The sequence below is a fragment of the Legionella sp. MW5194 genome (assembly GCF_016864235.1).
Taxonomy (GTDB): Bacteria; Pseudomonadota; Gammaproteobacteria; order Legionellales; family Legionellaceae; genus Legionella_C.
This window is the reverse complement of sequence record NZ_CP045732.1, coordinates 2851787-2865206: the sequence shown is the minus strand read 5'-3', so window position 1 is coordinate 2865206 and position 13420 is coordinate 2851787. Positions and strand designations below refer to the sequence as shown.

The following is a 13420-nucleotide window of genomic DNA, read 5'->3' as shown; positions in this document are numbered from 1 at the left end:
AAAAGAGGCAGTTCTTAAAGGAGAACTGCCTCGCCGATTATCATTTGGCGGAGAACTTGACTTTGAATTCCTCAGAAGGCAGCATTTCCTGGCTGATACCGTCTGATAAGCCCTTACAAAAGTGAATAAAGGCGCCAGCCAGATTTTCCGCGCGATGGGATTTCTTGCTCGCCTGGAAAAAAGCATAGGCGTTTTGATTTTCCTGGCTTTGGCTGTGGGCATGGGGTTGGAAAGGCGATAAGCCTTCTTCGTGGTTTTGTTTTACCTGATCTAACAAGGATTTTTTAGCTAAAGGATCCAGAGGGGTTTTAACCATGTCATGGCCGTCATTGATGTCAGCAATGGATTGGTGATGGTCAGGGCCAAATTGTTTCAACTGGTCATTTAAGTCCTTGCGTTGCGGACAATGGTAACCCGGGTAATCGGCTCCGGATTCATTCTTTATACTTCGGACTTCCATGGCCTGAGTAAAGTTGCCAAGGATGGCCTTACTAAAGTCTTTAAGGAAGCTTGTTTTTTCGCTTTTGCCGTTGGTTTTCATGGTACTACTCTCGTTAATTAAAATCAGTAAGTTCATGGTAAGACTTGCTGTCTTAAGAGAGTCTTAAGGGTGAAAGGATTAACACTAAATTTGCATATACTTTGCAAAAAGTTTATTTTTTAATCTTTTTTAAGGTTGAAATACCGCGGGTTTCGGGCAGCTGCAGGCGGTTCTGCCTGCAGCCGGAGGAAAATCAGGCGTTGAATTGCAAGTTTACGGGCACTTCCTGTTTGCCATCTGAAGGGGACATTTTTTGTTTCAGCAGGCCCAGTTTCTTTAATTTATAGGTCATTAACTCGCGCTCATGCTTCTCAATGTCCCCATCAATTTGCTTCAATCGCTTTTCATGGCCTTTCATCTCCTCGGCCGAAGGGGGCTGTTCCTGCAACGCGGGAGGAAAGTGCACTCTCGCATCAGGAAATAACATGGGAAGAGATACGCTCACCAGAGGGCCATGAGGCTTTTCAGTGGTTGCCACAAACTCACGATGATCCCTTAGTCTACTCAATGATTCTTTTTCTTCCTTTATCTTTTGTTTAATCTCGAGATAGGCCTTATCGTCTTTTAATGCCGATTTAGCCTGATCCAACTGTCGTTCCTGCTGAATTTGTTGAACCTGTTCTTCAGACAGCGTTTCTTCCCAGGGGAAGGGCAGGGGCTCTGGCTGCTGGTCGTCTGCCTCATCGGCTTTAAAGCAATAGGACAGGCCTTGAAACAAGGCGACACCCAGAGCAATGACAGCCAGGGGCAGTAGAATCGCCGCGGCAATGGCGGTATAAATCGATGCAAAAAGAAACGGGAAGACCACCAGTGCAACCACAGTGAGTACCAGCCAGACGCCGAAGGTGGTCATGGCACGCGGGTGGCGGCTGGCAAACGAGGGCTGTTCAACTCGTGCATTCTGCATGTCTGCGAGTAAGCCTTCATCCAGCAAGGTCGCGGCGCTGGCGTAGGAAGGGCCGCGTTTGACATCACCGAGGAATCGTCCAAATTGCACTTTGTGATTGGTGCGATTCGCGCGCCGTATCTCGTTCTGTACCTGCTCATGCAGGGCGGTATTAATGGCTTTGATGCGTTGTTCCTCGTCTGCCTGAGGAGGAAAGGCCAGCGATTTTGCCGCGAGGATGGTGCGTTCCACACCGGCGTTGAAGGCACGGTTAAACGGCACGCCTGAGCCTGCGTCGCCCAAGAGAATGACACGTTTGTTGCCAGGTAATTGTTTGGCGAAGGTGGCGGTGCAATAGGTCGACAGTTCCACACCGGCTATGGCTTCGCTGTTTTCGACCAACTGGTCTTTAAGTGCTTCACGGCGAAGCGCCAACCAGGGGCGGATGCTGTTGGCCAACCGCGTCATGTTGCGGGTTTCAGGTTGAACAAAATCCTTAAGTTTTAGTTTCTTTTTGGCATACACCTCCTGATAAGTGTCTTTGTCCACAAAAAAGAAAAGAGAGACGGGGGTTTTACCGTTTTTCTTACGTCCTATCTGTTCGGATACGAAATGCTCAGTCTGGCTTAACGCAGGAGCATAAGTGGTGAGCGGAATCGGTTTGGTTTTGCCGCGAACATGGTATTTCACTTCAACAATGTATTGCAGATTCTTATCGACTGATTTTTTATCGTCAAAGAATTTTTTTCTGACGGTGCTGTGTGCGCCATCCGCCCCAATCAAGGTGTGGGCAGACGGAAACCGTTCAAGGAGCGTCTGAGGATCGTCGATTTTTTCGTATTCAATGGGAATCCTCAACTCATCGGCTAACTGCTTGAGTTTGCTTTCGATAGTCGAGGTGGGCACAGGACCATGAAAATCCTTTACAATAGCTTGCAGGCGTTCATCAGGGGTGAGATCCGTTAAACGCGCGGCGGTCGACTAACAGGGTATGATGGCGGGTGTATTCTTTATTGCGTTCAAAAATAACAACCTCTGCCTCAGGATTGTGTAATTTCGCTTCAATGGCGCTTAACAATCCAATAGGCCCGGCACCTATAACAAGAATATCAGGATTCATACACATGCTCTTGATCAGTGAAGACGGCCTAGTATAGTCACCTGGCTGTTGAAAAACAACACAGTCAGGGTGTTATAAACTCGCCATGTCAATCACAAAACGATAGCGCACATCGCTTTTAATCACCCGCTCATAGGCTTCATTCACTTGCTGAATTGAAATGCGCTCAATGTCACAGACGATCTGGTGCTGTCCGCAAAAATTGAGCATTTCCTGCGTTTCCTGAATACCGCCAATGAGGGAGCCCGCGAGGCTTTTTCTGCCGCCGATGAGTGACAGGGCTTTGACCGGGATATCGTGCTCCGGAATCCCGACAATGACCATGGTGCCATCGCGTTTAAGCAGTTTCAGGTAATCGTTCCAGTTGATTTTGGCAGAGACGGTATTGATCATCAGGTCAAAGGTACCTGCCAGCTGCGTGAATGTTTTGGCATCCGTGGTTGCGTAAAAGGCATCGGCGCCTAAGCGTTTGGCATCGTTTGCCTTGCTTAATGAGTGGCTGAGTACACTGACTTCCGCACCCAGGGCATGCGCAATTTTAACCCCGATATGACCTAAACCGCCCAGACCAAGGATAGCCACTTTTTTGCCAGGCCCGGCTTTCCAGTGTTTGAGTGGTGAATAAAGGGTAATCCCGGCACAAAGCAGCGGTGCTGCGGCATCGGGGGGAAGATTGTCTGGTATACGCAGCACGTAATGTTCATCGACAACAATGCGCGAAGAATAACCGCCCTGGGTCAAGCGGCTGCCGTCGCGTTCCATGTTATTGTAAGTGGTGGTCATGCCTTCACTGCAGAATTGCTCCAATCCATCCTGGCAGTTGACACACCGCCGGCAGGAATCGACAAAACAACCCACACCCACCCGCTCGCCGACTTTGAATCGAGTAACTTTTGCGCCGATTTGACTGACAACCCCTATGATTTCATGGCCAGGCACCATGGGAAACAAGGCGCCGCCCCATTCTTCGCGGGCCTGGTGGATGTCGGAATGGCAAATGCCACAAAATTGAATATCAATCAGCACGTCCTGCTCACCCACCTCGCGTCGTTCAAATGCATACGGGGTGAGGGGGGCTTTGGCCGTTTGTGCGGCGTATCCTTTGACTGGAATCATGCTGATCTCCTTAACTGGCATAAGCAATAAGAAACAAACAATCAGTCTAGCAAAATTTAACGCGATTGTCGCAGGCCCTGGCCGGATTGATCAGGGGACATTGGTAAGGGTTGCCTAAGCATTTTGCAGGTGTTAAGCAAGGGAAAACTGCTTGCGCTGAGCATGGCTAAGAAAAAGCCGGAGTACCCCATCAGGTGTTGAATGAAGCCGCTCAGGGCGCCAAACACGATGTAGCTCAATGCCATAATGGAGGTGCACAGCGTGTACATGGACATGGGGTAAGGGCTTTGATTGGCAACGCGAAGGAGGTAAGTCATGTAGGCGCCACTCAGGAGTCCTGCGATGAGCTGCCCAAGCAGAACGAATCCCCACAGCAAGGGATGGGCGTGGACATGGGTCATTAAAAAAAAACACAAATGACCAGGAATCATGAGGAATGTTAACTTCTTAAGGCAGGACGAAGTACCCCATCGGCTTGACAGATACCCGGCCACGGAAATGCCTGAAATCAGCGCCAGACTGCCAAAAATCCCATAAAGCATCCCAAATTGCGGCAACGACAGCCCCATGCCCTGAGGATCAACCAAATAAAGCGGCAGCATTTTTTGAATCTGAGCATCAGTCAGATTGTAAATAAAAATAAAAAACAGCGGGCTATGCCACTTTTTCTGCAGGAACAATGCCTGGAGGCCCAGGTCCGTTTTCTGAGGCACAGGGAGGGATTGATGGCCATTGGGTATAAAAAGGGCATGTAACAGGACGAAGGTCACAAGAAGCAGGGTGAGCAGACTGAAAAACAACGACCAGACAGGAAGAGCGGTGCGGGAGGCCAGGAAAACAGCCAGAGTCAATAACCCGCCTTTTACGGTCATGCGGCCCAATTGGTAGAAGCCACTGCGAAGGCCGATATAACGCTTTTGCTCCCTCTCGGGTAAATGCGACAGGTAAAGCCCGTCAGACAGAATGTCATTCATGGAGGAGAGCAGGGCAAGAACCAGGAATGCAGGAATGGACAGTGGCAGAAAAAAGGACGAGTTAGTCGTCAGGGCAAGCAGAAAAACCACGCTCACCAGCCCCCCCTGAATGATCAGCAGGTTGGTTTTTTTATTCGACTGCTTCTCAAGAATGGGTGCGAATACGGGTTTGATGCACCAGGGCAGCATGAACAGGCTGGTTAACAGAGTCGCCGTTGCATTCCCAAGTCCATAATGCTGGTAACACAGTGCGGCCATGGTCGCGACCACCATGTAGGGCAGGCTTTGAAAGAAATACAGACAGGCTATCCAGCCACAGTGCTTTAGGGATTGAAGAGACACAAACGGCCTTGTGTTGACAGGCATGCGTCATATTGTATATTAATTAATCATTTTGAGGCAATGCCTCTCGATCCTGAAAAACAAGCAATGAATTGGCAGGTGTGGGGTATACCCGCTACTATTGAAAGAAAAGGATAAATAAAACATGCCCATGCCGGTCATTAATGAAACATGGTTATGGTGTCTCTTTTTTCTCTTGGTCACTGTCGTCCTGGGCATTGATCTGTGGCTCCTCAGAGGGCAGAAAAGTCATCGGGTTTCAACACGCGAGGCACTGTCATGGACTGCCGTGTGGGTGAGCCTCGCTTTAAGTTTTAATCTTGTGCTTTGGGTTTACCTTTATCACACCTTCGGACCGGCCATTGCCTATGAAAAGTCGCTTGAATTTTTAGTCAGTTACCTGATTGAAAAATCGCTGTCTGTGGATAATCTCTTTGTTTTTATTCTGATTTTTCAATATTTCTCCATTCCTGCCCATCACCAGAGACGACTTCTGCAGTATGGTGTTATCAGTGCCATTTTCATGCGTTTAGTTATTATTTTGTTTGGTATCTGGCTTATCAACCGCTTTGACTGGATCTTTTATGTTTTTGGCGTGTTACTGTTGATTTCAGCGTTACGTATTCTTTTTTTGGGAAATGAAGAAAAAAGCCTTGAAACTAATCTTTTAATCCGCTTTTTTGCAAAAATTTTTCGTCTTTCTCATGAGAAAATTGATGGCCGTTTTTTTATCCTGCACAATAAACAATGGTATGTGACGCCGATGTTTATTGCTTTGTTGTTTATCGAATTCAGCGACTTGATTTTTGCTATCGACAGTATCCCTGCGGTTTTCGCGATTACCCGTGATCCATTCATTGTGTTTACGTCCAACGTCTTCGCGATTCTGGGTTTAAGAACGTTGTATTTTCTCATCAGCAACATGAAAGAGCAGTTTGCCTATTTAAGTCATGGGTTGGCTATTATTCTGATTTTTATTGGCATTAAAATGCTTATCCATGCTTACATAGAAATTCCGGTGTTGATGACACTGGGTTTTATTGTTCTAGTGCTCGCTACGGCCATCGCCTTAAGCTCGATGTTGCGTAAACCGCATTGAATGGCGTTTGAGTTATTTATTAACAAAATTCTCAGTTTAAAATCACAACCCCTGATATAATTTAGGTATACCACGCGATTTATTCTTAAAACCGGGGCGTTCTGACAACGAGGTTAAGCCTGGTGTTTCAGGGCAGGAGAAGAATAAAATGGCTATGAATCGCTACAAAAAATACCGCAAATTTGCAGGAAAAATCGTCATTCTTGGGTTTGGCAGCATTGGTCAAGCCATATTTCCGCTTCTTGCCCGGCATCTGGTGCTTCAACCCCAACAGGTGCGAGTGGTTTCGAAATTAGCGGAGGAGGAAACCATTGCTCAGGAACTGGATGTAAACTTCAGATTGCTTGAGGTCACACGCGAGAATTACAAGTCCTTCTTTGAGGAAGAACTTTCGGCTGGCGATTTTTTAATCAATCTGTCAACAGGAATTGCCAGCGCCGATTTAATCCGCTTGTGTCAGGCAAAAAAAGTACTCTACCTTGATGCCAGCACTGAACCCTGGGAAGGTTATTACACTGACCAATCCCTGTCCGCTTCCCAACGCACCAATTATGCCTTGCGGGAGGAAATGCTCGCGATGAAAGGAAAAGCGGGGAGTACCGCGGTGATTACCCACGGGGCTAACCCGGGTCTCGTGTCACATTTTGTCAAACAGGCTTTATGGAACATGGCCCGCGACAATGATTTGCCGGTATGCCCTCTCGAAACCGCACAGGATTGGGCACATCTGGCACAGCAATTGACCATTAAAGCCATCCATATCGCGGAGCGGGATACCCAAATCACCGCAACACCTAAAATGCCGGGTGAATTTGTGAATACCTGGTCGGTGCCAGGTTTTATGGCGGAAGCTCGACAGCCGGCAGAATTGAGTTGGGGAACGCATGAACGCCATTGGCCAAAAGACGCACATCACTATGATTTCGGTTCGAATTGCTCCATTTATCTTGACCGGCCAGGGGCCACGACGCAGGTGCGTACCTGGACCCCCACACTCGGTCCATTTCATGGCTTTTTAATCACCCATGCCGAATCAATTTCCATTGCTGACTATTTAAGCATTCGATGCAATGGCAATGTCATTTATCGCCCCACCGTTCATTATGCCTATTTCCCTTGTCCTGATGCGACCCTGTCATTGCATGAGTACAATGGTATGGAGTGGCAGAATGGCATGAATCAGGAGGATCATAATCGCTTGATTGTCGATGACATCATTGATGGCATGGATGAATTAGGGGTGCTGTTGATGGGAAATAAGAAAGGGGCTTACTGGTTTGGATCGCAATTGTCGATTCACGATGCCAGAAAGCAGGTGCCCTATAACAATGCGACCAGCCTGCAAGTGGCCGCCGGGGTACTTGCGGCTGTGCTTTGGGCCATGAAGTATCCGGAATGCGGTATTGTCGAGCCTGAAGACATTGACTATCAATACATTTTAAAAATCGCTTTGCCTTATCTTGGCAACGTGTCTGGCTATTACACGCATTGGAATCCGCTGAAAGATCGCCAACAACTGTACAACGAAAAAATCGATCAGAGTGACCCGTGGCAATTCTTAAATATTCGTGTCAATTAAGCGAAAAATATCAGAAATTTACCAGAAATTTTTTCGGTAAAAACGCTTGAATATATTCCCCGTTTTCTCGAGTATTTATCCAGCCATCAATAATGATTTTTCTAATAAATAATGACGCTTTCCGGCAATTTTTTAAATGATCATAGGCCCTATGTAACTGGGCTTCATGATCGGCAATAATTAAAAGAATCATAGGGTCATCAAAAAGCGATGCAAAAATCACTTCGGAATGGATGGATAGGAGCGATAATTCCGCCGGTTCCACGCGTGGAAGTTGTCTTTTTTTTAAAAACGCGGCAATGTCATCCCGTAAGACGAGGTGTTTGGCCTTCATGTCCGCTATCGCTGAGCGGAGGGTGTCGGATTGAATGTGCCGCAATGCGATAAAGAGGACTTCAATAACCGTAACTTCCAGCGTATACAGCTCTGATAATTTATAAAAATAGCCATCATTTAATATCATAAAACCCTCCATAATTTTATTTAATTAATGAAATTTATTTTTAAATCATTTAAATATTTTGCAATGCATTTGTCCTTGATTATCGATCCAGGCTCTTTTCATGATTTCGGTATTAAATGACACACTGATATTGCCTTGCGTGTTAATGGCAATCACTCCCATTTCCCTTTGGGATGCAGGGAGACGTTTTTTAATAACCTGATCACAGGCCTCTTGCAGGGAGTAGCCCTGAAGCTCGATGAGCATGGCAATGGTATGGGCCGCTACGCCTGTAATTAACGCTTCCCCTTCGCCGGTGCCTGAGACGGCGCAATTGCGGTTGTCTGCATAACAACCTGCACCAATCACACAACTGTCGCCAATGCGTCCCGGCAGGCAATGACTGGTGCCTCCAGTTGACGTGGCGGAAGCCAGATTGCCTTCACTGTCCATGGCAACAGCGCCCACCGTGCCGCGGCATTTTTTTTTAAGGATGTCGTCAAACGTTTCCTGCTGCCGGTTTTGGTTTTGCTGGTATTGATAATCCGTCATAAAATAAGACTCAGGCAATAAGGGAAGATTGAAATACTTCGCCACCTCAAGGGCCCCATAGCCGGATAAAAAAACATGATGGGTTTTTTTCCATGATTTTTCGCGCAAGGCTGACGGGGTTTTTAACCTCACGAATCATGGACACGGCACCGGCTTTTAAGGTTTTGCCATCCATAATGGACGCATCCATTGCGATTTCTCCATGGCAATTCAGCGTGGACCCGCGCCCCGCATTAAAGTGCGGATCGTCTTCAAGCACGCAGACCGCTGCCTCCACGGCATCGAGCGCACTGCCGCCGTTTTTAAGAATGCGATGGCCGGTGAGCAGTGCCTCCTGTAACCCCTTCTCGCATTTTTTTTCATTGGATAGTATAAAATCCGAGATCTCTCCTGCACCGCCGTGAACGGCCATTGCGATTTTATTCATGCTAAACCCCTTGCGGTTATTCCTTTAACGTTGGATTGTAAAGTTTACGTGTTTTAATGGAAAACCGACAATTTTTAACCAGTAAATGCACCTTGAGGTTTTCGACGTACACCGCGTCATCTTCCTTGACGGTGGTGATATTGGTTTGGCGAATTGACTTGCCGTCAATGATGACAACCATGCCAGAGCCCCGGCATTCGGCTTCCGAACCGTTTTTAATGATAAGTGCTGTGTCCTCACCTAACCCCACGCCTAATTGATCCGGATTAATGATGATGGCATGTGCCAAACGGGCGAAGCGTCCGCGTTTAATAAAATGGGTATCGATGATGCAGTTTTGCAGAAAGCCAAGCCCGGAAGAGGTTTTTAAATCACTCTCCATCAGCGCTTCTTCCACACCGCCTTCAGTGATCATAATGGATGACATCACCATGGCTCCGGCGCTGGTGCCAGCTACAATAAAGGTTTTATCCTTGACATAGCGTTCCCTGATTCGATCAATCAGCGGCGTGCCGCCAAGAATGGTCGCCAGGCGGAATTGATCGCCGCCCGTGAAAAAAATGCCGTCAGCCTGCTCGATGCGATCCAGGTAGATTTTTTCCCTGGCTTCCATTTTGTCTTCAATTTGAATGAAGCCTGAGTGTAAGTAGCCAATGTCGCGAAACGCTTTTTCATACCGCTGCCTGACTTCCTCCTGATACCGTGAACCCGAGGTAATGACTTCAATTTTTTTATTGCGAGACGCGTTGAACAATTCGCGCAAAATCTCATACCGCTGCAATTCGCCCTGATTCTTCTTGCTTGCGGAGGGAATCTTGTCTCCCATGTCTTCCGCGCCACCGATGATGAGTAATTTTCCTTTGGCATACATGACCGCTCCTTAAGCCGAGGTATAATCAGCATTCCATTCCTTGTGAAGTGTCTTTAAATGGGCTGTAGCCGCCAGGACATCCTCAGGAAAATACACAATAAACGTTCCGGGTTTTGCCTTTTCCAGAGCATGGCTGAGCGCTTCCTTTTCATTGGGGATAACCTGGATTTCCCTAACCAGTTTGGCGTCAGCCTCATCAATACCCTGAACGATTAGCTCGGTCAGTTCCTCATTGCTTCGACCACGCCCGTCGCTGTCGTGGCGAATGATAATTTCATCGTACATTTGGGCTGCACAAAACCCTACTTTTTTAATGTCTTCAGGACTCCTGTCGCCGGTGGCGGCGATAATCCCGACTTTTTTTGAGCATTTCAGTTGCTTTAAATACTTCTGCAATTCAATGAACGCCGCCTCATTATGGCAATAATCCAGCATGACGTGAAAATGATTAAACGAATAGACATTCATTCGCCCCGGAATCATCTCGGGGGTGGGGTAAAAGGTAGTGAGCCAGGCGGCAATGTCCGTTTTTTTGAAATTCATGGCCACCGCAGCCAGGGTCGCGGCCAGTGCATTTTGTATCATGCAGGACGCTTTGCCGCCGTGGGTTATGGGGATGTTTTCCAGGCTTTGCATGGGAATGATTTCATCATGCGCACGGATTATCAGCTGGCCGGAATCAATGTAAGCGGCAAGACCCCCTGTCCGGCAATGGTCATGGAGGTGTTTATTGTCCTTGTGCATACTAAAGAGGGCAATCTGGCACCGGAGGGATTTTTTCATGGCAAATACCAATTCATCGTCGGCATTGAGCACCGCATACCCTGTCGTCATGGTACTGCGGGCAACGACTTCCTTGACACGGGCCATGTCGCTTAAGGTGTGGATGTCATTCTGTCCCAAATGATCAGAGGACACATTGGTAATGATACTGACCTGGCATTGGTCAAATCCTAGCCCGGCCCGTAAAATACCTCCACGCGCGCACTCCAGAACAGCAAAATCAACCAAGGGATCACGCAGCACCAGATTGGCGCAAAAAGGGCCGCTGCAGTCGCCAAGGTAAAGGGGATTCTGATTAATGTAGACGGCGTCCGTGGTGGTAAAGCCGACCTGATGGCCTGCTTGACGGGCAAAATGAGCCATCAACCGGACGGTGGTTGTTTTTCCATTGGTTCCGGTCACGGCGACAAGAGGGATTCGCCCGGATTGGTTATCGGGAAAGAGCATGTCGACGATGGGCTTAGCCACGTCGATTGCCTGACCGCGAGTGGGGCGCAGGTGCATGCGTAACCCCGGACTGGCATTCACTTCCAGTACAGCGCCTTGACCTTCAGTAAGCGGTAAACGGATATCCTGCGCCATGATGTCGATACCGCAGACATCGAGGTTCATCAGCCGCGCAATGCGTTCAGCCATAAAGGCATTCGCCGGATGTACATCGGCTGTGACGTCGGCTGAGGTCCCTCCGGAGCTGATGTTCGCGGCATGCTTTAAACGTAAAACAGTGCCCCTTGACAAGACACTGTCTAAATTCAGGCCTTTTTCCTTAAGAATACCCAGCGTCACATCATCAACGGAGATGGCAGTCAAATAATTCTCATGGGATCGTCCCCGTTCCGGCTGTTGATTAATGACATCAATCAGTTTCTGAATCGTCGATGTGCCGTCGCCGACAATGGCCGCCGGCAAGCGTTGAGCCACGGCAACCAATTTATAATTGACTACCAGAAAGCGGTAATCATGACCTTCAATTAATTTTTCAACAATGACCTGGGAAGAGACCTGCTGCGCCAGATTCAATGCCGAACGTGCTTTTTCCCTGGTTAGGATATGCGTGGTAGTGCCACGGCCATGATTACCGTTGAGTGGCTTAATGACACAGGGAAATCCCACCTTTTTAAGCGCTGCATCAAGTTCAGGCAAGCCGCTAATGACCACGCCCTGGGGGACAGGAATAAGCTCGGCGGCCAGGATGTTTTTGGTGAGCTCCTTGTCGCTGGCGTTATCAACAGCGAGGGAACTGGTATCTGAAGTGATTGCTGCGCGGATCTGCTTTTGCTGCCTGCCATGACCTAACTGGATCAGTGATCCTGAGTCAAGGCGGCGAAAAGGAATGTTACGCCTTGCAGCTTCAATAAGAATGGCCTGAGTGCTTGGACCGAGGCTTTCGTCGTCCCTGATAGCTCGCAGGCAGCGGATGTCCTCCGTGAGCCGCGTGTATTTTTTTTGACAGGCCAGGGCTCTAACCAGTTCAACCGCACGATTTGCTGCGTAGACGCCGGCCTTTTCAAAGGCATAGGAAAACACCACATGATAAACACCCGGTTCGGCTGTGGAGCGAGTTCGGCCAAAACCGCATTCCATACCGGCTAACCATTGCAGTTCAAGGGCTACATGTTCAATAACATGCCCAAGCCAGGTGCCATCATTAACCCGCTTTAAGAATCCGCCTTGATGACCCTCTGAGCAATAGTTTTCGTGTAGGGAGGGCAGCAATTCGCTTAGGTGAGCATTAAAACCCGGAAGGGCATTAGTAGGTAATCGCTCGAATTCATGCAGATGCAGTTTGATAACAATCAGTTTACAACGGGTATTTGACCAATAATTAGGGCCACGCAAAACAGTGATATTTAAAATTTCCATATCCAAATCTCCCAACAAAGACACTGCTATTCGTTTAGAAATATATTTTTTTTAAGGCCTTTTGGTTCCAGGAAAAGTTGTTGGAAGTGGAGTGGCCGTAACAGGATTTGATTTAAAGAATAGACCAGCGACTGAGGCGTGCCGAAGTGAAGGGCTTTTTTTACCCACAAGGGAATAATGTAATGCTCATCCTCAATCATTTTTTGATACACCTCAAACAAAGGATTGTTGCCGCGGTTTTCACCCGCTTTTACTTCGCTAAGTAACGGGATTAATTGGTGGGTGTTTTTAATAAAAAAAGTATCGAGAAGCGCGTTATTTGCAATTATTTTTTGCCGCAGCGATTTCACCTTGAAATCCTGATCATCCACTTCGGCAAACAGCAATGAAGGATCGTGCGAATGATACAGCAGCAGGGCGCCGTCAATTTGCCATTCCAGCAGAATTTGCCAATTAAAATAAACCTGAATATGGGTGTCGCAGTTATGGATGAGGGAAGGTAATTGAAGGTTGAGGTAGGGCACTGCCGTTAAAAGGGTTTCGGCCAGTGTCCGGGTGTCTTCTTTCAGATTAATGATACAGGGGTAAAATGCATGGTAATGAGTGCGTATGTCTTCGGTTAAAAGGGTTGAAAACTCATCATCCTTTATAATGAAAATCAAGGGATTGGCCAAATGCAGCGGCAGTGAATCCACGGCCTGCCTATACATCGGTTTATCGGCAACCATGATGAGGGGTTTTGGTCGCGTAAATCCTGAGGTTTTGAAACGTAATCCTGATCCAACCATGGGGATAATGATGTTCATAATTCATTCCTTTATCTTA

13 protein-coding genes are annotated in these 13420 nt (G+C 47.7%); 2 read left to right on the top strand and 11 right to left on the bottom strand.

Annotated elements, in window-relative coordinates:
- Positions 1 to 40: 40 nt before the first annotated feature.
- From GH742_RS13240 to GH742_RS13220, 5 genes are all read right to left on the bottom strand, one after another.
- Positions 41 to 577, bottom strand: a complete 537-nt coding sequence (locus GH742_RS13240) for a hypothetical protein (RefSeq protein WP_203455360.1) — start codon at positions 575 to 577, stop codon at positions 41 to 43.
- A 157-nt stretch (positions 578 to 734) separates the two neighbouring features.
- Positions 735 to 2333 (bottom strand): hypothetical protein, encoded by a 1599-nt coding sequence (locus GH742_RS13235; RefSeq protein ID WP_203455359.1) that lies wholly within the window; start codon positions 2331 to 2333, stop codon positions 735 to 737.
- A 40-nt stretch (positions 2334 to 2373) separates the two neighbouring features.
- Positions 2374 to 2547 carry an NAD(P)/FAD-dependent oxidoreductase gene (locus tag GH742_RS13230; protein ID WP_203455358.1) on the bottom strand — a complete coding sequence of 58 codons (174 nt, stop codon included), beginning with the start codon at positions 2545 to 2547 and terminating at the stop codon, positions 2374 to 2376.
- Between the two features lie 72 nt (positions 2548 to 2619).
- The gene (locus GH742_RS13225; protein WP_203455357.1) at positions 2620 to 3663 is read right to left on the bottom strand and encodes an NAD(P)-dependent alcohol dehydrogenase; all 1044 of its coding nucleotides are present in this window, start codon (positions 3661 to 3663) and stop codon (positions 2620 to 2622) included.
- A 56-nt stretch (positions 3664 to 3719) separates the two neighbouring features.
- The gene (locus tag GH742_RS13220) at positions 3720 to 5003 is read right to left on the bottom strand and encodes an MFS transporter (protein WP_203455356.1); all 1284 of its coding nucleotides are present in this window, start codon (positions 5001 to 5003) and stop codon (positions 3720 to 3722) included.
- Positions 5004 to 5130: 127 nt separating this feature from the next.
- Between GH742_RS13220 and GH742_RS13215 the strand changes: the two genes are divergently transcribed.
- Positions 5131 to 6078, top strand: coding sequence for a TerC/Alx family metal homeostasis membrane protein (locus GH742_RS13215; protein WP_203455355.1), 948 nt, complete (start codon positions 5131 to 5133; stop codon positions 6076 to 6078).
- Between the two features lie 148 nt (positions 6079 to 6226).
- Positions 6227 to 7657 (top strand): homospermidine synthase, encoded by a 1431-nt coding sequence (locus GH742_RS13210; RefSeq protein ID WP_370569496.1) that lies wholly within the window; start codon positions 6227 to 6229, stop codon positions 7655 to 7657.
- 10 nt (positions 7658 to 7667) lie between these two features.
- Here GH742_RS13210 and GH742_RS13205 read toward each other — a convergent pair whose 3' ends face one another.
- Genes GH742_RS13205 through GH742_RS13185 form a run of 6 tightly spaced genes read right to left on the bottom strand, consistent with a single transcriptional unit; the run spans position 7668 to position 13401 of the window.
- Positions 7668 to 8120 carry a hypothetical protein gene (locus GH742_RS13205; RefSeq protein WP_203455354.1) on the bottom strand — a complete coding sequence of 151 codons (453 nt, stop codon included), beginning with the start codon at positions 8118 to 8120 and terminating at the stop codon, positions 7668 to 7670.
- Positions 8121 to 8165: 45 nt separating this feature from the next.
- A complete protein-coding gene (locus tag GH742_RS13200) occupies positions 8166 to 8759 on the bottom strand; it encodes an isoaspartyl peptidase/L-asparaginase (protein ID WP_255536057.1) in 594 nt (197 codons plus the stop codon).
- Positions 8698 to 9078: an isoaspartyl peptidase/L-asparaginase gene (locus tag GH742_RS15760; RefSeq protein ID WP_255536056.1), complete on the bottom strand. Its 381-nt coding sequence runs from the start codon at positions 9076 to 9078 to the stop codon at positions 8698 to 8700. Before GH742_RS15760 ends, GH742_RS13200 begins: the two co-directional genes overlap by 62 nt.
- A 16-nt stretch (positions 9079 to 9094) precedes the next feature.
- Positions 9095 to 9949, bottom strand: a complete 855-nt coding sequence (locus GH742_RS13195) for a cyanophycinase (protein ID WP_203455353.1) — start codon at positions 9947 to 9949, stop codon at positions 9095 to 9097.
- Between the two features lie 9 nt (positions 9950 to 9958).
- Complete coding sequence (gene cphA, locus GH742_RS13190; protein WP_203455352.1) at positions 9959 to 12595, bottom strand: cyanophycin synthetase; 2637 nt, start codon at positions 12593 to 12595, stop codon at positions 9959 to 9961.
- A gap of 26 nt (positions 12596 to 12621) precedes the next feature.
- Positions 12622 to 13401: a hypothetical protein gene (locus GH742_RS13185; RefSeq protein ID WP_203455351.1), complete on the bottom strand. Its 780-nt coding sequence runs from the start codon at positions 13399 to 13401 to the stop codon at positions 12622 to 12624.
- Between the last annotated feature and the right edge of the window lie 19 nt (positions 13402 to 13420).

Coding starts and splice junctions, on each gene's coding strand:
- GH742_RS15760 (WP_255536056.1), bottom strand. CDS start 9,078: ATGAATAAAATCGCAATGGCCGTTCACGGCGGTGCAGGAGAGATCTCG.
- GH742_RS13215 (WP_203455355.1), top strand. CDS start 5,131: ATGCCGGTCATTAATGAAACATGGTTATGGTGTCTCTTTTTTCTCTTG.
- GH742_RS13220 (WP_203455356.1), bottom strand. CDS start 5,003: ATGCCTGTCAACACAAGGCCGTTTGTGTCTCTTCAATCCCTAAAGCAC.
- GH742_RS13230 (WP_203455358.1), bottom strand. CDS start 2,547: ATGAATCCTGATATTCTTGTTATAGGTGCCGGGCCTATTGGATTGTTA.
- GH742_RS13185 (WP_203455351.1), bottom strand. CDS start 13,401: ATGAACATCATTATCCCCATGGTTGGATCAGGATTACGTTTCAAAACC.
- GH742_RS13205 (WP_203455354.1), bottom strand. CDS start 8,120: ATGATATTAAATGATGGCTATTTTTATAAATTATCAGAGCTGTATACG.
- cphA (WP_203455352.1), bottom strand. CDS start 12,595: ATGGAAATTTTAAATATCACTGTTTTGCGTGGCCCTAATTATTGGTCA.
- GH742_RS13195 (WP_203455353.1), bottom strand. CDS start 9,949: ATGTATGCCAAAGGAAAATTACTCATCATCGGTGGCGCGGAAGACATG.
- GH742_RS13225 (WP_203455357.1), bottom strand. CDS start 3,663: ATGATTCCAGTCAAAGGATACGCCGCACAAACGGCCAAAGCCCCCCTC.
- GH742_RS13240 (WP_203455360.1), bottom strand. CDS start 577: ATGAACTTACTGATTTTAATTAACGAGAGTAGTACCATGAAAACCAAC.
- GH742_RS13210 (WP_370569496.1), top strand. CDS start 6,227: ATGGCTATGAATCGCTACAAAAAATACCGCAAATTTGCAGGAAAAATC.